General features: G+C 49.0%; 24 protein-coding genes. All 24 read right to left on the bottom strand.

Annotation, left to right across the window (positions count from 1 at the left end; genetic code table 11):
* Positions 1–2: 2 nt before the first annotated feature.
* Positions 3–2,489, bottom strand: coding sequence for a U32 family peptidase (locus T504_RS0102145; RefSeq protein WP_033169405.1), 2,487 nt, complete (start codon positions 2,487–2,489; stop codon positions 3–5).
* A gap of 17 nt (positions 2,490–2,506) precedes the next feature.
* Complete coding sequence (gene scpB / locus T504_RS0102140; protein ID WP_051635150.1) at positions 2,507–3,151, bottom strand: SMC-Scp complex subunit ScpB; 645 nt, start codon at positions 3,149–3,151, stop codon at positions 2,507–2,509.
* The gene (locus T504_RS0102135) at positions 3,144–3,869 is read right to left on the bottom strand and encodes a segregation and condensation protein A (protein WP_033169404.1); all 726 of its coding nucleotides are present in this window, start codon (positions 3,867–3,869) and stop codon (positions 3,144–3,146) included. Before T504_RS0102135 ends, scpB begins: the two co-directional genes overlap by 8 nt.
* Positions 3,870–3,884: 15 nt before the next feature.
* Positions 3,885–4,511 carry a site-2 protease family protein gene (locus T504_RS0102130; protein ID WP_033169403.1) on the bottom strand — a complete coding sequence of 209 codons (627 nt, stop codon included), beginning with the start codon at positions 4,509–4,511 and terminating at the stop codon, positions 3,885–3,887.
* 24 nt (positions 4,512–4,535) lie between these two features.
* Positions 4,536–5,093 (bottom strand): NUDIX domain-containing protein, encoded by a 558-nt coding sequence (locus T504_RS0102125; RefSeq protein ID WP_033169402.1) that lies wholly within the window; start codon positions 5,091–5,093, stop codon positions 4,536–4,538.
* Positions 5,094–5,167: 74 nt separating this feature from the next.
* Positions 5,168–5,647 (bottom strand): hypothetical protein, encoded by a 480-nt coding sequence (locus tag T504_RS0102120; RefSeq protein WP_033169401.1) that lies wholly within the window; start codon positions 5,645–5,647, stop codon positions 5,168–5,170.
* Between the two features lie 90 nt (positions 5,648–5,737).
* Positions 5,738–6,100, bottom strand: coding sequence for a hypothetical protein (locus tag T504_RS0102115; protein WP_156033450.1), 363 nt, complete (start codon positions 6,098–6,100; stop codon positions 5,738–5,740).
* Positions 6,101–6,257: 157 nt separating this feature from the next.
* Complete coding sequence (locus T504_RS14525) at positions 6,258–6,425, bottom strand: hypothetical protein (RefSeq protein ID WP_156033449.1); 168 nt, start codon at positions 6,423–6,425, stop codon at positions 6,258–6,260.
* Positions 6,426–6,513: 88 nt separating this feature from the next.
* Complete coding sequence (recN, locus tag T504_RS0102110) at positions 6,514–8,217, bottom strand: DNA repair protein RecN (protein ID WP_033169399.1); 1,704 nt, start codon at positions 8,215–8,217, stop codon at positions 6,514–6,516.
* Between the two features lie 25 nt (positions 8,218–8,242).
* Entirely contained in the window at positions 8,243–8,695 is a 453-nt protein-coding gene (argR, locus tag T504_RS0102105) for an arginine repressor (protein ID WP_033169398.1), read from the bottom strand.
* Positions 8,696–8,727: 32 nt separating this feature from the next.
* The gene (locus tag T504_RS0102100; protein ID WP_033169397.1) at positions 8,728–9,579 is read right to left on the bottom strand and encodes an NAD(+)/NADH kinase; all 852 of its coding nucleotides are present in this window, start codon (positions 9,577–9,579) and stop codon (positions 8,728–8,730) included.
* Between the two features lie 12 nt (positions 9,580–9,591).
* On the bottom strand, positions 9,592–10,401 hold the full coding sequence (locus T504_RS0102095) for a TlyA family RNA methyltransferase (RefSeq protein WP_033169396.1): 810 nt from the start codon (positions 10,399–10,401) through the stop codon (positions 9,592–9,594).
* Positions 10,401–12,287, bottom strand: a complete 1,887-nt coding sequence (gene dxs, locus T504_RS0102090; RefSeq protein WP_033169395.1) for a 1-deoxy-D-xylulose-5-phosphate synthase — start codon at positions 12,285–12,287, stop codon at positions 10,401–10,403. The genes T504_RS0102095 and dxs overlap by 1 nt, the downstream gene beginning before the upstream one ends.
* 15 nt (positions 12,288–12,302) lie before the next feature.
* Positions 12,303–13,184, bottom strand: coding sequence for a polyprenyl synthetase family protein (locus T504_RS0102085; RefSeq protein WP_156033459.1), 882 nt, complete (start codon positions 13,182–13,184; stop codon positions 12,303–12,305).
* Between the two features lie 3 nt (positions 13,185–13,187).
* The gene (gene xseB, locus T504_RS0102080; protein ID WP_033169393.1) at positions 13,188–13,427 is read right to left on the bottom strand and encodes an exodeoxyribonuclease VII small subunit; all 240 of its coding nucleotides are present in this window, start codon (positions 13,425–13,427) and stop codon (positions 13,188–13,190) included.
* Position 13,428: 1 nt separating this feature from the next.
* On the bottom strand, positions 13,429–14,649 hold the full coding sequence (gene xseA, locus T504_RS0102075; RefSeq protein ID WP_033169392.1) for an exodeoxyribonuclease VII large subunit: 1,221 nt from the start codon (positions 14,647–14,649) through the stop codon (positions 13,429–13,431).
* Between the two features lie 61 nt (positions 14,650–14,710).
* Positions 14,711–15,142, bottom strand: coding sequence for a transcription antitermination factor NusB (gene nusB / locus T504_RS0102070; RefSeq protein ID WP_033169391.1), 432 nt, complete (start codon positions 15,140–15,142; stop codon positions 14,711–14,713).
* Between the two features lie 25 nt (positions 15,143–15,167).
* Positions 15,168–15,413, bottom strand: coding sequence for a DUF2273 domain-containing protein (locus tag T504_RS0102065; protein ID WP_033169390.1), 246 nt, complete (start codon positions 15,411–15,413; stop codon positions 15,168–15,170).
* Positions 15,414–15,428: 15 nt separating this feature from the next.
* Entirely contained in the window at positions 15,429–15,998 is a 570-nt protein-coding gene (amaP, locus tag T504_RS0102060) for an alkaline shock response membrane anchor protein AmaP (protein WP_033169389.1), read from the bottom strand.
* A gap of 14 nt (positions 15,999–16,012) precedes the next feature.
* Entirely contained in the window at positions 16,013–16,411 is a 399-nt protein-coding gene (locus T504_RS0102055; protein WP_033169388.1) for an Asp23/Gls24 family envelope stress response protein, read from the bottom strand.
* A gap of 178 nt (positions 16,412–16,589) precedes the next feature.
* A complete protein-coding gene (gene efp / locus T504_RS0102050) occupies positions 16,590–17,147 on the bottom strand; it encodes an elongation factor P (RefSeq protein ID WP_033169387.1) in 558 nt (185 codons plus the stop codon).
* A 112-nt stretch (positions 17,148–17,259) separates the two neighbouring features.
* Positions 17,260–18,330 carry a M24 family metallopeptidase gene (locus tag T504_RS0102045; RefSeq protein ID WP_033169386.1) on the bottom strand — a complete coding sequence of 357 codons (1,071 nt, stop codon included), beginning with the start codon at positions 18,328–18,330 and terminating at the stop codon, positions 17,260–17,262.
* A gap of 57 nt (positions 18,331–18,387) precedes the next feature.
* Positions 18,388–18,825, bottom strand: coding sequence for a type II 3-dehydroquinate dehydratase (gene aroQ, locus T504_RS0102040; RefSeq protein WP_033169385.1), 438 nt, complete (start codon positions 18,823–18,825; stop codon positions 18,388–18,390).
* Positions 18,826–18,845: 20 nt separating this feature from the next.
* Positions 18,846–19,127, bottom strand: a complete 282-nt coding sequence (locus T504_RS0102035; RefSeq protein ID WP_033169384.1) for an acylphosphatase — start codon at positions 19,125–19,127, stop codon at positions 18,846–18,848.
* Positions 19,128–19,165: the final 38 nt, after the last annotated feature.

Below are 19,165 nucleotides of genomic sequence, written 5' to 3'. Positions count from 1 at the left end.
TATCACAAAACTCCTCGATAAAAATGACCTCGCGTAATCTCGCTGCCCTCCTGCTCTTTTGCCCAAGCTTCCTGGGCTTCGTCAAGTTCCGCTGGAAGTTTCATGGCCTTGCGATACGCTTTGACGATTTGACGGATTTCGCTTTCCGCCATGGCTTTGGCTTCAATCCGCATCGTCGCAATCCCCATTGGCGCAAACTTCATCGCATGTGGCAGCATGGAAAGGCATTTGCTATTAAGGACATGCATGTGGCAATACTGATCCATGACCAGCGGGAACTTCGCCTCCTTGCGGTCCTTTAAGGCATAGTGCCCTTTCGTACAAGGCTGGCTGCAGGCACCGCGATCAATCCCTCCCAAGAAACTGCCCGTCACGCAGTATTCCGAAATCATGAGTTCCAACCGGCCATGCACCATACAGCTTAACGGCAACTCGCTCTTCTTGGCAATCGCCTGGATCTGTTTGAGATTAAGTTCCGGCGATAGCGTTGCTTCTGCCACCCCGTATTCCTTGAGGAAAGACAAAGTGTTTGTATTATAAGAGATCAGCGAATAATCCGCATGAATCGGAAGATCCGTCAGGCGTTTTACCAATGCTAGTGCACCAATATTGTGCACATGGACTGCATCCGGCGGACAAGACTTTTGCCATGCCATCAACAGCTTTTCTATGGATTTCTGATGATTCTCTTTTATGATGCGTGGAAGATTGAAGTCGATGCGAACCTTAGCAGCTTTTGCCAGCTCCCAGGCCTGCTGATAATCTTCGCATACAATCCCTTTGTGGGAGTAGGATTCTCCCCCAAAGAGAATACCATCCGCCCCACCATCGATGGCTGCCTTGAGCTTGTCGATGGAATCGACCGATACCATAAGACGGGCCGTTTTGGCCGGCAGTGGACGAGCCTCCTGCAAAGGAGCCAACGTCCGCTGCGGGAATCGGAACTCGGCGAGACGAAGTTCATCAAGCTGCTCCACCGCTTTACGGCGGGCTTCGTTGATTTCGCTCATAGGAATCATGACTTCGCCATCGATTTCAATGGTAAGGGAATCCAATTCATAAACCGAAGTACCCAGGCGATTGATTTGCTTTTGCACGACTTCTTCCGTAAGGGGACGCTTTCGCGCCAATTCGCCAATAAACTCCGTCGAGGCACTGGTCTTGTGCCCCTTGCCATCATCGAGCAAAACCGTAAGCGGCTTGCCAATGGCGGCACGAACGGTAGCCGAAATCGGAATGCGGCGTACCGGTGCCCCGGACGCATACATTTCCTTACCCGCCTCCATGAGTTTTGCATCATAGACCTTGAACACCCGGTCATGGTCACGGACGGCCGAAGGAATGGCAAAGGATACCGTATCACCCGCCTCACCGCTATCGATATTTTTTCCTTTGACATCCCAAAGCTCCTGAATCGTTGCCGTCACGCGTCCGCCAACTTTCACCCAAAAGTCCACTTGGTCACCTAGGCCAAGATGACCACTGAGTTTCACGGTTACAATGCGCCGATCCCAGTCGTAAGCACTGACGCGTCCGATAAGAAGTCCGCGGTTATTCGGGCGCCTATCGCTCATCATATTTTTGCCTGGACGATCGAGCAAAAATGCCGTCGTAAAGTCACGATTGAAAATCTGTGCCAGATTATCGCGTGCCTGTGCCGAAACGTTATAGCCGTCACCAGCATAAAAAGTATCAATTGCACGGCGATAAGTTCCGACTACCGTCGCCACATACTCCGGACGCTTCATGCGCCCCTCAATTTTAAGGGATGCCACGCCCGCTTTGATGAGCTCGGGGATAATATCAATCGTGTTGAGATCACGCGGAGACAACAAATAGTTACCCGCATTGTCTCCAAGAACATCATCCCCATTTTCATCGACCAGCGTATAGGGCAGTCGGCAGGGCTGCGCACAGCGGCCACGATTGCCACTGCGTCCCCCAATCAGGCTGCTCATCAGGCACTGTCCCGAATAACAGACGCAAAGCGCGCCATGCATGAAAATCTCAATCTCCACGTTGCAATTCGAACAAATATGCCGAATCTCTTTAAGCGATAGTTCTCGCGAAAGCACGACTCGGGTAAAGCCTAGATTTTGCAGTGCCAGAACACCCTCTAAACTGTGAACAGTCATTTGCGTACTCGAATGAAGCGGCATATTGGGCACTGTTTCCCGCGCCAGTTTTGCCACCCCCAAGTCCTGTACCAGAATGGCATCAGCGCCCGCCTCGTAGAGAAAGCGCAAATACTCCTGGACCGCAGGGATTTCTTCGTCACTGACAATCGTGTTTACCGTAACATTAATAAGCACACCCCGCAGGTGTGCAAAACGGATGGCCCAGCGCAGGCCATCCTCATCAAAATTATTTGCATAAGCGCGGGCTCCAAACATATTGCCCGCCAAATATACTGCATTCGCACCACTTTCAACAGCAGCAATAAGTGCTTCGCGGCTGCCTGCCGGTGCCAATAATTCTACCAATTCCATTTCCTCCTGAAAAGAGCTTAGGGCTCTTCCTGATTCTCTGCTGAATCACTGTCTTCATGATCTTCCGTTGCCCGCAGCTGACGAACCTCATTAAACAATTCCATCTGCTCGGCATCAAGACCTGCTACCGCTTCCTCCGTAGTGGGCAAATCCGGCAAATCCTCCAACGAGTTGATACCAAAACACCTCAGAAAGGTATCGGTCGTCCCGTACAGGATGGGTCGACCGATTACAGCCTTGCGTCCCACCTCAGCGATTAACTCCAGTTCCATGAGCTTTTGCAGGGCACGTTCTACTCGAACCCCGCGAATCTGCTCCACTTCCGCCTTGGTTATCGGCTGTTTAAACGCGATGATGGAAAGCGTCTCCATCGTCGGGGCTGACAACTTGCGATCTACCACTTCTGTCAGCCGCTCCACCACGGCAAAGGTTTCCGGCCGTGTTGCCATCTGATAACCACCGGCAACCTGCCGTATGGTAAGTCCGCTCCGTCTGGCATCTAATGCCTGCGACAGTTCCTGCAACAGATTTTGCGTTCCCAAGACATCTAGCTGCAAAATGCGGGCAAGTTCTGCTGCCGACATCGGATTGCCGGCGGCAAAAAGGACAGCCTCCAGCATGCCAAGGTCGGTAATATCCAGCCGCTGTGCTGGTTCAGTCATCTTCGTTTTCCTCCCGGGTACATATATAGATTTCCGCAAACGCGCGCTGCTGTTTGACCGTAACCGCCTTTAACTTCATAAGTTCCAGCAGCGCCAAAAACGTCACAATGAGCTCATTACGCGTTCCCGTCTCAAAAGCTTCCGAAAACAGCAAGCGGCCATGACTTCGGGCAAGCAACGACATAATATCAGCCATCTTATCCTTGATGCTGAAGACTTCCGGTGTTACCAACGCTTTCGGAATCGACAATTCCTGTTTGACGGATAAAACCGTATGGAAAGCCTCCACCAAAAGCTTTAGCGACAGATTGCCGGGCGGCAAATGATGCACCGGCAACTCCATAGGCTCGCGACTAACAAAGCGCTCCTGCACCCCTGCCATATCGCCTAAAACTCCGCTGACCTGTTTGAATTTGCGGTATTCCAAAATGCGCGCAACAAGCTCAAGCCGCGGGTCCTCCACTTCGCCTTCCTCGTTTACCTCTGGTTTGGGAAGCATCATGCGGGACTTAATCTGCAAAAGCGTTGCGGCCATGACCAAAAACGAACTAGCAATCTCAATGTTAAATTCGCGAAAACGATCCAAATATTCGACATACTGCCGGGTCAGCTCTGCAATGGGAATATCATAAATATCAATTTTATTCTTTTCAATCAGATGCATAAGAAGGTCCATCGGACCTTCAAACGCATCGATCTTTATCTTGTAATCTTCCATAGCCAGCCGCTGCCCTTAGAAAAGGATGCCCAACAACGTACGGAAAACTTCGAGAACCGCCTCGCGCATCGGAATCAGGATCATGCTGAGGACCGACGTCATCAGGAGCAAAATCAAAATCAGGAAGCTGTAGCGCTCAAGACTGGCGAACTGATAAGCAAGATCGCGCGGCAGAAGCTGCTTGAGCACATGCGAGCCGTCAAGCGGCGGCAGCGGCAGCAAATTGAAAATCGCAAAGCCGATATTGTACTCGACAATCAGCATGAATACCCAGTAGATGCCCTCGGTTATATGGACGCCGACACGGCTCAGGAGCACCAAGGCCACCAGCGCCAGAAAAGCCATCAAGAGATTTACTCCCGGGCCAGCCAGCGAGACCAGGATATCGTCACGGCGCGGCTGCTTGAAATTGTGCGGATTGATCATGACCGGCTTCGCCCAGCCGAAATGCACCAGGAAAAGTGCCAGCATACCGATCGGATCGACATGAGCTCGCGGGTCAAGCGTCAAACGTCCCATCATACGCGGCGTAAAATCGCCCAACCAAACGGCTACCTGCGCATGAGCATACTCATGAACGACCATGGCAATAATCAGACCTGGCAGTCCAGCCACAATATGCATCAGATTAAAATCAAACATCTCATTCCTCCATAATTATGGGTTTTATTTTTCCTGTTTCTCTCGCAGGCGGCGTTCCACCAATAGAATTGATGCGGCCGACTTGGCATCGCAAATACGGCCATCCAGAACCATGGTTACTGCTTCTTCCAGTGGCATCTTCACGACATTAATGAACTCATCCTCATCGGGATGCTGTTTCCCTGGCGTAAGACCTTCCGCCATATACATATGGATATATTCATTGGAAAAACCTACGGTCGTAGCAATCGTCGAAAGTTTGGTAATCCGTTTGGCTTCATAACCGGTTTCTTCCGAAAGCTCACGTTTCGCGCAATACAGTGGATCTTCATCCGGCGCATCCAATTTGCCAGCGGGAACCTCTAGGGTTACCTTGCCAATCGGATAGCGATACTGCCGAACCAAAATCACTTCTCCCTCCGCGGTAAGCGGAAGAATCGACGATGCCCCCGGATGGGCAATCCATTCACGGGTCGCTTTATTTCCATTGGGAAGCGTGACCGTATCGCGCTTGACATGAAGCAAAGCACCATCAAAAATATCTTCACTGCTGATTTTTTTCTCGATTAATTCTTCGTCCATCGTTGCTCCCCCTATTCGTTCATATCTTATTTATTTTACTATGGGACTTCTAGGATTTCAAGCTTTCCCGATGTTTAACGGAAAACCGTCCACAAAACCAACACGACCGCGAGCAGGCATTTGCCACCGACAACGAATATCGATAAATTCGTCCAGACTGATCCAGCATCCATATACTCCGTCATCCGGTCCGCAATCTCATCCGGTTCATCTGCCGCAAGGATTTTTCGCATGCGATAAAAATCGACCAGCGAATCGAGAATCAATGCCCCTGCTACAAAATAAAAGGCCCATTGCTGCCAAGGGCGAAGCTCTGCGTATTGATAGGTAAAGAAAAATCCCAGTCCGTCGATCACCAACAATACCATCGACATCGTCAAAAACATTTTGCCGATGCCCTTGCCGGACATGAATTTTCCCATGGATTCAATCTCATCCTGCCACTGCTTTCTTTCCTCTTCCTCGAGATCTGGCCCCGTATGTACCAGCAATGTCTGCAACGCATAACCGCTAACGAGCAGCCAGAAAATCGCATAACATTGTATTCCTAACATGATATAAACCTCCTGCTAATCTTGTTCTATCCATAAGTATACAAAGCAAAGCGCCCCATTGCAACTGCAATGAGGCACTCTGTCTTCCATTTAACGGCGGCGCTTAACTTCCGGCCATGGACGAATATGTTTGGGATTCGTAGCAACACCATCGAGTCCTCCCCATCGTGAGGAAAAGGATTCCTGGTACGCTTTCTTTTTTTCTTTGTTGCCATTTCCATTCGTTGTGCCAACGGCAATAAGATTCTGTGCATTCACCACTTGTTTTTCTGCCTGTTCAGAAACTCTGGCGCAGCCACAACCACAATCCTGTATGTAATTGCTTTCGAGTTCCTCCTGCGAAAAAATCGTGAAGTTACCACATGCACAACGGCACCAATAATATTCGCTGCCGAATTTGTCCTTGCGCCCCGTCGACTCTAGAACAGTAATCTTTCCAAACTGCTTGTCCAAATTCTTTTTCTCCTCCCTATCGAGGATATCTTTATCACAATCCACCCTACTATATTTCGACTAAAAGCTAAAAACTCCTGCCAGTAAAAAATCTTTTTTGCAAAAGAAGAGCCTTTTGCAAAAAACAAAAGGCTCTTCTTCTCATTCAAACCCATAATCAAGCTCGGATTATCGCCACATTCTCTCTATCCACATCCGGATGTTCTTCCACAACCATCTCGGACATCGACTTAGATTCCTCGCCGACTTCTACTGCTACCACTTCATAGCTGATACTCCAGCCACCACGAAATACGCGGTGACCGGTGGGTACAAATTCCTTCATTCGATTTTCCTTCTTTCCAAATCTCTTACAATACTTCCTAAGGTTATCATGTTTTGAAAGAAAATCAATATGGAATTTTACAAATTTATCAGCTGAAATTGTTTTTTACTACCATCGCATGACTTACCATTTCTTTGGCATTATCAAGGGAAGCTGCCGTGACATCGACTCCGGAAGCCATGCGCGCCACTTCACTGATGCGCTCCCGTTCGGTGAGCTGACGCACCTGGGTAATCGTCGCCCCCGCCGCTGTCGATTTGGAAATATAGAGATGAACATCGGCCATGCAGGCAATCTGTGGAAGATGCGTGATACAAAGGACCTGTTTGAATCGTGCCACCAAAGCAATGCGCTCGGCCACCATCTGTGCTGTGCGGCCACCAATACCGGTATCAATTTCATCAAAGACCATACTGGGGACAGCAGCATCACGAGATGCTGCTACCGTCTTGATGGCAAGAGCAATACGGGACAACTCACCGCCGGAAGCAACTTTTTGCAAAGGTTTTTCTGCTTCCCCAGGATTGGCCGAAAAATACATTGCCACGGCATCAGCACCATTGGACTGAAATTTTCCCGCGGGCGTAACAGCAATACGAAATACTGCCTTCGGCATCCCCAAAGCGGTAAGCTGCCTGCCAATCGAAACGCCTAATTCCTCGGCCGCCTGCGTGCGCAGCTTAGTCACCCGCTCTGCTTTCGTTGTAAGATCCTGTTTCAGCAACTCAATCTGTTTTTCCAACGCCTGCATATCTTCATCGTAATTTTCGATGTCCTGCAGCTCCTGCTGGACTTTCTTCTGATGTGCCAATATTTCTTCAATGGTGGTACCATATTTTTTGCGCAGCTTATAGATGACATCCATACGCTGCTGAAGCTTGTCCAGCTTCTTAGGACTGAAATCCATTTCCTCGCCATAATCGCGAAGTTCATAGGCCGCCTCCTGCAGCGAGATGAACGCCTCTTCTACCATTTTCTGCGCATTGGCCATCGATTCATCGAAACGGCTCATATCGAGCAGATTTTTCTTGATCTTCGATAAGGAAGCCAAGACACTGCTCCCCTCTTTGGAGCCATTTTCCAGCAAATTATACGATTCTTCGACATACCCGGCAATTTTTTCCGCATGAGAAAGTTTTCGGATCTGCGCCTCGAGTTCCTCGTCTTCCCGCTCTTTAAGTTGAGCACCTTCGATTTCCTTGTCCTGCCAACGGAGCATATCCAAACGCTGCGCATATTCCCGGGAGGCTTGTTCTTTTTCCGCATACTGCTTACAGCAGCTGCGCCAACTGTCGTAGGATTCACGATAAGCCGACAAAGCGGCCGATAGTTCTGCATCATAGCCATCCAGTAAAGCAAATTGGCTTTCTTCCTTTAACAGTGCCAAGTTCTCATTCTGACCATGAACATCGACCAAAAAGGAACCAATCTTCTTGAGGACCGTCAGCGTAACATGACAGCCATTCACCAGGACCATATTGCGACCACCATGAGTCACCTGTCGCGTGATGATAAGCATGCCTTCAGAATCATCGATAGCCTGCGAGGCAAGATATTCGTGAAGCGCCGCAGGTTCTGACTCCAAAGAAAAAACTGCCTCTACCCGAAGCCATTCACAACCAGTGCGAATGGAATCGGATGAGATACGATTGCCGAGGATTGCCCCCAACGAGTCTATCAATATGGATTTACCTGCGCCAGTCTCACCGGTAAGTATGTTGAGACCAGGTCCAAACTCTACCTGCACATGTTCCAGCAAGGCAAAATTCCAAACGGTCAAAGTTTTCAGCATCGAAGAAGATCTCCTTTAGTGTGCATCATTTCAAATAAGACTGCAGGCGATGCAGAATTTTTTCAGTAGCTTCCTTAGGCTTAATCACCATGATGATATTATCATCGCCAGCAACCGTACCGATGACTTCTGTCCAATTGGCATGATCCAAAGCCGAAGCCACCGTATTGGCGCCGCCTGGCAGCGTCTTGACAACAATGATATTCTCACTGTAATCACAAGCCGTGACCGTGTCAGCAAAAAGCCGATGCATGCGTTCTTCTGTGAACAAGATTGCATTCTGCATCGGAGATGCATACCGATAGCGTCCGTCGCCAGTCGGTACTTTTATGAGCATCAGCTCCTTGATATCGCGAGAAACCGTTGCCTGAGTTACCTGAATGCGGCGTTCCCGCAGAGCCTCCGCCAAATCTTCCTGCGTCTCTATGACTTGATTATCAATAATATTCTTGATTACGGCATGACGTACACTTTTCATCGGTCCACCTCTCCTTGTCTAACGATATTGCATCAGGCATCTTTCCAAAGCTTCGTCCGAAGAATTTGGTAGTAATCTTTATCTTCAAACTTCACGATGCCTGCCTGAACATTTGATTTCATAACGGTTACTTCATCTCCCGGCAGCAAGCGGAAACTCTCCTGGCCATCAAACGTTACGATGATGTCCTGATGAATTGCCGCAATCTGGATATGAACCACATCATCCTCGCCAACCACCAACGGCCGCATATTAAATGTATGGGCACAAATCGGCGTAATCAGCAAAGCGCGGATATTAGGATTCATAATCGGACCGCCAGCCGAAAGGGAATAAGCTGTAGATCCCGTTGGCGATGATACGATAACTCCATCGGCCTTGTAATCCATCAAATGGGATTCATTGATGCTGAGTCCTAGGTGAAGCATGCGAGCCACCCCGCCTTTGGTCACTACCACATCGTTGATGGCATGTCCTAGGAACCGCTCCTGCCCGCTTGATTTGACAAAACCAGCCAACAACAACCGATGTTCAATCTGGTAATCCCCCTCCAGGATTTTCTGAAGTTTGGTTTCCAGCTCGCCTAATTCGATATCTGCCATAAATCCGAGTGTGCCAATATTAATGCCACAGACTGGCACTGACCGGGCTCCATACCGGCGGCATACCCCCAAGAGCGTTCCGTCACCGCCAAGACTCAAGGCAATGTCCGCCTCGATTTGTTCAATATTGGGCACCCCGTATTCTTCACAGCCAAAGAAGCGTGATTCATCAATCGGCATAATGATCTTAACCTCTTTATCCCGATAGAACTTCATAATACGGCGCAACACTTCAGGTGCTTGCGGTTTATCCACATTCGGAAAAATGGCGATAGTCAGCATCACAATTACTCCTTATTTGTCCAGCGCTCCATGCGCCTCAGCCACTACCGTTACCAGCCGTTCTTCAGTCACGGTATCCTGCTGATTTTTATCCTTGGTCAACCGGATAAGATATTCAATATTACCTTCTGGCCCCTTCACCGGCGAGAAGGTAAGTGCCATCGCAACAAATCCGAGTTCACGAGCAAAAGCCGTAACCGTCCGGATTACATTTTCATGAACGGCAGGGTCACGTACTACCCCCTTCTTGCCAACAAACTCACGACCAGCTTCAAACTGCGGCTTGATAAGTGCTACCAGTTCTCCTTCCGGTTTGAGCAGCGAAAAGGCCACTGGCAAAACTTTGGTCAGCGAAATAAAGGCAACATCAATCGAAGCAAAATCGAGCAGTGTCCCAATATCTTCGGGGGTTACATTGCGGATATTGGTACGCTCCATGTTGACAACGCGCTCATCCGTACGCAATTTCCAAGCCAGCTGCCCATACCCCACATCAATGGCAAACACCTGAACCGCACCATTTTGCAGCATACAGTCCGTAAAGCCACCCGTAGAAGCACCAATATCCGCACAACGACGCCCTTTCAGTGCAACACCAAATTCCTTCATAGCCTTTTCAAGCTTCAAACCGCCACGGCTGACATAAGGGATGTCATTGCCCAGCAGGCGAATTTCCGCCTCAGGTTTTACCGTAGCGCCTGCCTTATCGACTTTTTGATTGTCCACCAGGACCTCGCCAGCCATAATCATGCGTTTCGCCCGCTCACGGCTGCCCGCTAGGCCCTTTTCTACTAATAAAATATCTAATCGTTGTTTTGCCATTATTTCAATCGTTCCTTTACTGCTGCTGCCAACTGCTGCGACGTAAGGCCACAGAGTTCCAGCAGTTCCTGTGGCGTTCCCTGCTCAATGAATTTATCGGGCAGTCCCAGACGAAGAAGCTTCACTTTATCCGCAAGCCCCGTGTCCATCAAATATTCGGCTACCCCTGAGCCAAAACCACCAACGAGCGAATTTTCTTCCACGGTAACCAGCAACTGGCGCGAGGCCATCTCTCGGATGATTTCGGTATCCAATGGTTTGGCAAAGCGCATATTGATGACTGACGCCGAAATGCCATCAGCTTCCAAAAGCGCTGCCGCCTCCTCGGCCCGATGAACCATCGGCCCTACAGCCAGGAATGCCACCATGTCGTCATCGGAAGCCTTGAGAACTTCCGCTTTTCCTATTGGTACCTCTGCAAACTCTTCCCTTAGCGGTACCCCAAAACCTGCTCCCCGTGGATAACGTACTGCCGTTGGTGAATCCATTGCCACCGCAGTCGCCAACATATCCCGAAGCTCCGCCTCATCTTTCGGTACAAAAACTGTCATATTCGGCATATGACGAAGATATGACAGATCAAAGGCACCATGATGGGTTGGCCCATCGGCCCCCACAAGACCGGCTCGATCCAGGCAAAGCGTCACCGGAAGATTCTGCAGGCAGACATCATGCATCAATTGATCGTAAGCACGCTGTGCAAACGTCGAATAAAGTGCCACGACAGGATGGCGTCCATCAGCAGCCATACCAGCCGCCAGCGTAACGGCGTGCTCCTCAGCAATTCCCACATCAAAGAAGCGCGCGGGGTAAACTTCTCCAAAGGCTTTAAGACCAGTTCCCGAGGGCATTGCTGCTGTGATTGCCGTAAGATTCGAATTCTTATCGGCCAGCTCGATCAACGCCTGGCTGAATACTGAAGTATAGCTTGGTGCTCCTCCCTGCTTCTTTGGACACTCCCCAGTCTGACGGTCAAATACGCCAATGCCATGGAATTTATTGGGATTGTTCTCCGCGGGCAGAAAGCCCTTGCCTTTTTTTGTATGGATATGGATAAGCACAGGACCTTCGAGTTCTTTTGCCCGACAGAACATTTCCTGCAACAAGGAAATGTCATGACCGTCAATGGGTCCAATATAATGAAAACCGATTTCCTCGAAAATACTGCCCGGTACCAATGCCGAACGAACACTGTCCTTTACGATCCGCGCAGTTCGATAAGCCTTGTCCCCAATATGCGGAATGCTCATGAGCAGATTCCCCACGTCTTTCTTGGCCTTATTATACTGCGGTGCCATGCGGATACGGGAAAGATATTCGCTCATGCCACCCACATTCTTGTCGATAGACATCTCATTGTCGTTTAAAATAACGATGAGCTTTTTGCCAAGATCGCCTGCCTGATTTAATGCCTCAAACGATTCACCACCGGTCAAAGCACCATCGCCAATGACCGCAATGACCTCATTGCGGCGGCCACAGAGATCCCGGGAAATAGCCATCCCTAACGCTGCAGAAATGGAAGTGCTCGCATGCCCAACCCCAAAGGCATCATACTTCGATTCAAAACGATTGGGAAATCCCGTGATTCCCCCTAACTGGCGCAACGTATGAAAACGCTCCCGGCGTCCCGTCAGGATTTTGTGGGAATATGCCTGATGCCCTACATCCCAAACCAACTTATCCTGCGGAAATTGGAACACACTGTAAAGTGCCAATGTGAGCTCCACCGTTCCAAGACTCGGTGCCAAATGACCGCCATTTTCCGATACGGTATCGATGATAAAACTGCGCAGTTCCCGAGCCAGTTCCTCAAGCTCGGTGAGACTGTATTTCTTTATATCTTCTGGTTTGTTGATTTTATCCAGCAATGGATATGCATTCATGCCCAGCACTCCCCATCATTTATTACGGTCGACCAGATAAGAAACGAGCTCACGCAGGAAGTCCGCCTCTGGGCCAAAATCCTTCAAAGCTGCTACAGCCTCTTCCACCGTTTCCTGAGCCAATTTCTTGGCTTCATCCAGTGAAGTCAACGTAACATACGTGGATTTATGATTTTTTTCATCACTGCCAACCGGTTTGCCGATCACAGCTTCATCGCCGATAACATCCAAAATATCATCGGTAATCTGGAAGGCCAAACCAAATTTATCCGCATACTCCGTCAAAGCTGCCAGCTGAACTTCCGTTGCTCCAGCCAAAATTGCTCCACTGCGGATAGCCGCACGGAATAACGCACCAGTTTTTCCCATATGAACCAAGCGCATGGTATCCATATCAATCCGTTTGTTTTCCGACTCCATGTCTAGTGCCTGTCCGCCCACCATTCCATCAGGGCCAGCAGCAGCGCTCATTTCGCGGACAACTTTTACCAAAGTTTCCGCATCGACACCTTCCTGCCGGAGCATCACCTCAAAAGCCAACGTCAGCAAGGCATCACCAGCCAAGGTTGCCATGCCGGCACCATAAACTTTATGATTGGTCAGCTTGCCACGGCGATAGTCATCGTCATCCATGGCCGGCAAATCATCATGAATCAGAGAATACGTATGAATCATCTCAATGGCAATACCCGTTTTGAGGAATTTCGTACCATCGGTTCCCAATGCATCGGCAGCGGCCATCAAAAGTACCGGACGCAGGCGTTTTCCGCCAGCCATTAGACTATACTCCATGGATTCCGTCAGCGTCTTGTCGATTGGAGATTTTTTATTGAGTTCCCCTGCCAAAGCAGACTCAACCAGTTGCTGTCTTTCTTTCCAGAGTTCCTTGAGCTTCATCATTTATTCTCCCTCTATCTGCAATTCTTGTTTGATTAGTTTCTTGTTGTCTTCACGAACCAAAAGATCCATAGTCTTTTCCGCATCCGCCAGCGCCTTGAGGCAATTATTTCCCAGCTGGACTCCTTCGGAATAATTTGCCATAAGGTCTTTTAGATTGCTATCGCCCGCTTCCATGGATGCAACAATCCGCTCCAGCTTCTCCAGCGATTCTTCAAACGATAACTCCTTTTTTCTCGGCATCTTATCTTCCTTCCTTTCCAGCCTTGTCGTTCGCTGTGATATCCAATACTTCGACAGCAGCTCTACCATCCGCAAGGAGCAGTGTCAACTTATCCTGGGGCGAAACCTCCCGTATGCTGGTCACCAACTTACCACGCTTTTCCGCCATGGTGTAACCGCGCCGAAGGACGCCTGCAGGATTCATGCTATCCAACCGTTCCAACAATAAATTCAGGCAGTGCTTTTTCGTAGTAAGCCCCTTTTCTGTCAGTCGCTGCAAATCACTGAGCACATAGTCGAGCCGCTGCCGCCGCGCTGCCAGCATCGTCTGGGGGCTGGCAAGAACCGGACTGCGCAGGCAGGCATTAAGCCGCAGTCTGCGGCTTTCAATCCCCTTTTTCGCCTGACTTGTCAAACGCGCCTGTAGATTCTGGATATGACGTGCTACCTCCCGGCAATCTGGTACCGCAAGTTCGGCCGCATTCGACGGTGTTGCTGCCCGGACATCTGCGACAAAATCAGACAAAGTAAAATCCGTCTCATGCCCAACGGCAGAAATAACCGGAATCTTCGATCCATAAATCGCTCGAACCACACATTCCTCATTGAAGGACCATAGATCTTCCATCGAACCGCCGCCACGGCCTACAATCAAAACGTCCACCGGACACAATTTATTAAAAAACTCAATTGCTGCAGCAATTTGTTCTGCGGAGCCTTCGCCCTGCACCTGTACTGGATGAAGGAGCAACTGAATCTGCGGCCACCGATGCTTCGACACATGATAGATATCCCGCAAAACAGCCCCTGCCAGTGAGGTCACCACACCGATTCGCTTGGGGAATACTGGCAAAGGCTTTTTACAGGATTGCTCAAACAAACCTTCCTCCGTGAGTTTTGCCTTCAACTGTTCAAAGGCCAATTGCAAATCGCCAGTTCCCTCAGGCGCGAGAGAATCCACATAAAGCTGATAGACACCATCCCGCTCATAAACAGAAATCGTTCCCGATGCTACGACTTTTAACCCATTGACCGGTTGAAACCGCAGGTGCTGCGCGCGGCTTTTAAACATTACTGCTTTTAGCGCCCCACCTGCATCTTTCAACGTAAAATAGCAGTGTCCGGACGGATAGCATTTAAAATTCGAGATTTCGCCACGAATCATAATACCACGCAACACGTTTTCCCGGTCAAACATACTCTTTATGAACTTGTTTACCTGACTGACAGAATGTATTGCCACCCAATTCCCTCCAGACATACGAAAAAGCCAGACCATTCTTTGGGTCTGGCAGTTCGTTTCATTAGCGCGAAAGCTTCATCATTGCGCCCAGGATTCCATTGACATAGCGGCTGGAATCATCCGTACCGTACTTTTTCGCCAGTTCCACAGCCTCATTGATTGCGATATTTGGCGTAAGTTTTTCCTCCGAGAAATGAATCTCGTAGATGGCAATGCGAACCAAGTTGCGGTCTACTGCTGCCATACGCTCAATTTTCCAATCTTTAGAGCTCTCCATAATCAATGCATCGATTGCTTTGATATTCTCACGAGTGCCACGAACCAGCGCCTGCACGTACGAACGATCGCGGGCGGACATTTTTTCTCCCTCGCTTAATGCAGTATCGATAGCCAGGGTCTCATACATTCCCTGCTGCTCTTCCGTATCTGCCTGATTTAAATCCAACTGGAAAAGCGCCTGCAGGGCTGCTTCCCTTGCTTGTCTACGACTCATTACTTACCTTCCTCTTACTTTAATCTTAATTCCGAAAACGCTCCGACATATGCAGCACTCTATCGCTGATGACACCTAAGACATTCTCCCCCTGATCCATCTGGGCACCGACATAAAGACCAACCAGCCCACAGCATAGAACGAAGAATGTACGCCAAAAGCCAAAACAGAGGATTGCTGTTCCCAGGATGATTCCGGCTACAGCTCCCACTGTTTTTCCACGATGCTCCTGCCACATTGCCTGACATATTGACTTGAAATCCTCTTTCATCAACCAGTCACCGCCTTATACCACACGATGCTTTTTGGACGGTTGTGCATCAGAGACATCTTTTATCACAATGGTTACCGGCACTTCCGCTAGTGCCATCGTCTGCTCAAGCTGCTGTTGAATGGTCGTAGTGAGTTTCTCAGACAACGTCGTCACCTCGGCCTCACGACCAACCACCAGATCAAGTTGCAAAGCAAGCGTTGCGCCTTCCTTGCGATTCTTGGCCTTTACTGCTACGCGGACATCGCGAACGCCATGTGCCTCACGTGCCAGTCTATCCGTAAAGTTGCGCACAGCATCCAGTGCCACGCGGACTTCTCCGCGCGGACCACTTTCAATGACATACTCCCCTTTACTGGACATCTTTTCCCTAGAACGGGAAAAGACTTGCGCCAACAATTTCAAACCAATCAGGAATGCCATCACAGCAGCAGCAATCGTCTCCTGACGACCTAACGCATAGCGAATTGCCTCCAGCCATACAGCCTCGGAGAGCCATCCAAACACTGCACCTAAGACCGCTATGGACAGAGCCAGCGTAATCAGAGACAGCAATAAGAGAAAAAATCGATTGATTAACCCCATATCATCAGCCTCTTTTAACGGACACGAACCTCATCCTCATGATTCTCATCTTCCGGGAAACCTACCCCCTGAACATGAACGTTGACCTCGACTACCGAAAGCCCTGTCATTGTCTCAATGGCCTGCTTAACATTTTCCTGTGCGGCCAGAGCGATATCCGGAATACGCACCCCATATTTCACAATGATATAAAGATCGACCGCAGCTTCTTTTTCGCCGACCTCGACTTTCACGCCTTTGGCAAAATTCTTGCGGCCCAGCATCTCCGCAATACCACCAGCAATGCCACCGCTCATACCAGCGATACCTTCTACCTCCGTCGCAGCCAGTCCGGCAATAATGCTGACAACTTCATCTGCAATACGGATAGAACCTAACGTACCGGTTTTCTTGATTTCTTTTTCTTTTTCCATTACGAATCCCTCCCAATTTATGACAGATGCTCTCACTCGAATAATTATACATATTACAATTTCGCGAAACAGCTATGGGATTCCTGCCAACCCGGAAATAATTACGAAAAATTCATCAAAAAACTGCCGCACCATTTTTCCATGATGCGGCAGTCCAAAGCATCAAATCCCAACAGAATCAAGCACGCTCGATGTAGTTGCCCGTACGGGTATCGATGCGAAGAACTTCGCCTTCGTTGATGAACAGCGGAACGCGAACTTCATAGCCCGTCTCAACTTTAGCCATCTTCGTAGCACCCGTTGCCGTGTTGCCTTTAACGCTCGGCTCGCACTCAATAACTTTGAGGTTAACCGAGTTCGGGAGCTGAATGCCAATGATACGGCCCTTGAACATCTGGATGGATACTTCCATATTCTCCATCAGGTAGTTCAGTGCATCGCCAAGCTGCTCTTTGTTGAGTTCAACCTGCTCATACGTTTCCGTGTTCATGAACGTGTACATGCCATCTGCTTCATAGAGGAACTGCATGTTCTGCGTCTCCAGATGCGCTGCCGGCATTTTCTCATTCGGGTTGAACGTGCGCTCAACAACAGCACCCGTCTCAACGTTTTTGATTTTCGTGCGAACGAAAGCAGCGCCTTTACCCGGTTTTACATGCTGGAAATCAACAATCTGCCATACGCCACCATCAATCTCAATCGTGAGACCCGTGCGGAAATCAGTACTATTAATCATTAACTTACGCCCTCCAATATATTGCCTTCACGGCATTGATTTCAATGTAACGAATCTATAATAGCATATTTTAAACTTTTTGAAAAGGGTTCCTTGCTATCTTCTTGTCGATTCAACCTACTTCGATAAGATCTTTGCTGGATTTTGTCAGGGGCTCGCAACCATTTTTCGTAACGAGCACAGTGTCCTCTATGCGAAGACCCCCCCACTCAGGAATATAAACGCCAGGCTCATCCGTAATCAACATGTTTTCCTGAAGAATATAATCCTTTTTCGGAGACATGCGCGGTTCCTCATGAATTTCCAGCCCCAGGCTATGGCCAAGGCCATGACCAAAATACTGTTTCAGCCCATACTTTTCAAGATTATCTTGTACGGCAACATGAACCGCTTTACCGGAAACGCCTGGCTTAATCAAATCCAATGCCAACTTTTGGGATTCGAGTACGGCGTGATAAATACGGCGCTGTTTTTCGTCGGCATGACCGACACATATCGTACGAGTAATATCCGAGTCGTACCCCGCGTAAATAGCACCGTAGTCCATCGTTAAAAACTCCCCTTCTTCGATGACTTTCTCCGTTGCAATACCATGGGGCAGGACGCCACGAATCCCTGACGCCATAATCGTTGTAAACGACGGCCCCTCCGAGCCATTTTCACGCATGCAATTTTCTAGATGAGCGGCTACCTGTACCTCGGTCATCCCCGGCCGCACATAAGTCAAAATATCCTGAAATCCTATGTCGGCAATTTCACAGGCCTTACGGATATGATTGATTTCCTCTGCATCTTTTACTTGACGAAGGGCATCGAGCTCAACCGCCGTAGTGAACTCCACACCATCGAGGAGCTTCGTCAATGTCACAAAGTCGGCATAAACCATCGCATTGCCCTCAAAACCAGCTTTCTTTGCACCAACTTTTTTCACACATTCCGCTGTTTTTTTCCACAGACCGTCTTTCTGTTCCACAATCTCAAACAGCGGCGCTTGCTGGCTTGCCTGCTCCGTATACCGATTATCCGTAATAAGCATCGCCATATCCCGGCTGATAACCAACGTGGTATCATCGCCACGAAAACCGCTAAAGTAATGCAAATTCACATACTTTGTTACTATGATCGCGTCTAATCCATTCTCTTCCATAAGGGCACGGATTGCCTGCAAACGACTCTCTTTCATAAATGGTCAACTCCTAACAATAAAAGTAGCCCTCCTCCTTAGAGAAAGGCTAAGGTATTACTTTTTCAGTTTGTAAATAATGGCCTCGAGCGCTGCCATATAACTCTCAATCCCCAACCCGCATATCTGTCCCATGGCAACTGGTGCCAGCACGGACTTATGGCGAAATTCTTCGCGTTGATGGATATTGGATATATGAACCTCGATAAGCGGAACATCAATCGCGGCAATTGCATCACGAAGCGCAATGCTGTAATGCGTAAAAGCAGCCGCATTAAAAATAATATAATCGTAATGATGATTGGCTTCCTGCACCTTATCGACAAGACAGCCTTCATGGTTTGACTGATAAAAGTCAATCGCCAGGCCAGCTTCCTGCGCACGCGCTGTCATCATCCGTTCGATATCCTTGAGCGTTGTGCTACCATAGATTTCCGGCTCACGGGTTCCCAACAGGTTGAGGTTAGGTCCATTGAGCACAAGGACTTTTGCCATCTGATTTCCTCCCGTCCGTTTTAGTAGCGGACATCAAAACGCTTCTCACCGTCGACAACCGGCCGTTCTTCGAGGCTGAAGCTTTCCACTTTGATGAAGTAATTGCCCTCTCGAATGAAACCTTCCAATTTGTCGATTGCCTCAGGTTCCCCTTGAAGCTCCATCTGAACAGTTCCATCCTCCATGTTTCTTATCCAACCGGTAACATGAAGATCCATAGCATGCTGTTGAACAAACATACGAAAGCCGACGCCCTGAACGCGGCCGGCAGCGGTACCAAAATAACGAATAGCCAAAATCAACACCACTTTCCAATTTTTTCATAGTATAAACAACATCT

Origin of the sequence: Selenomonas sp. ND2010, from assembly GCF_000702005.1 — a bacterium.
Lineage (GTDB): Bacteria > Bacillota > Negativicutes > Selenomonadales > Selenomonadaceae > Selenomonas_A.
The sequence above is the reverse complement of the archived record's forward strand: the minus strand, read 5'-3'. Positions and strand labels throughout refer to the sequence as shown.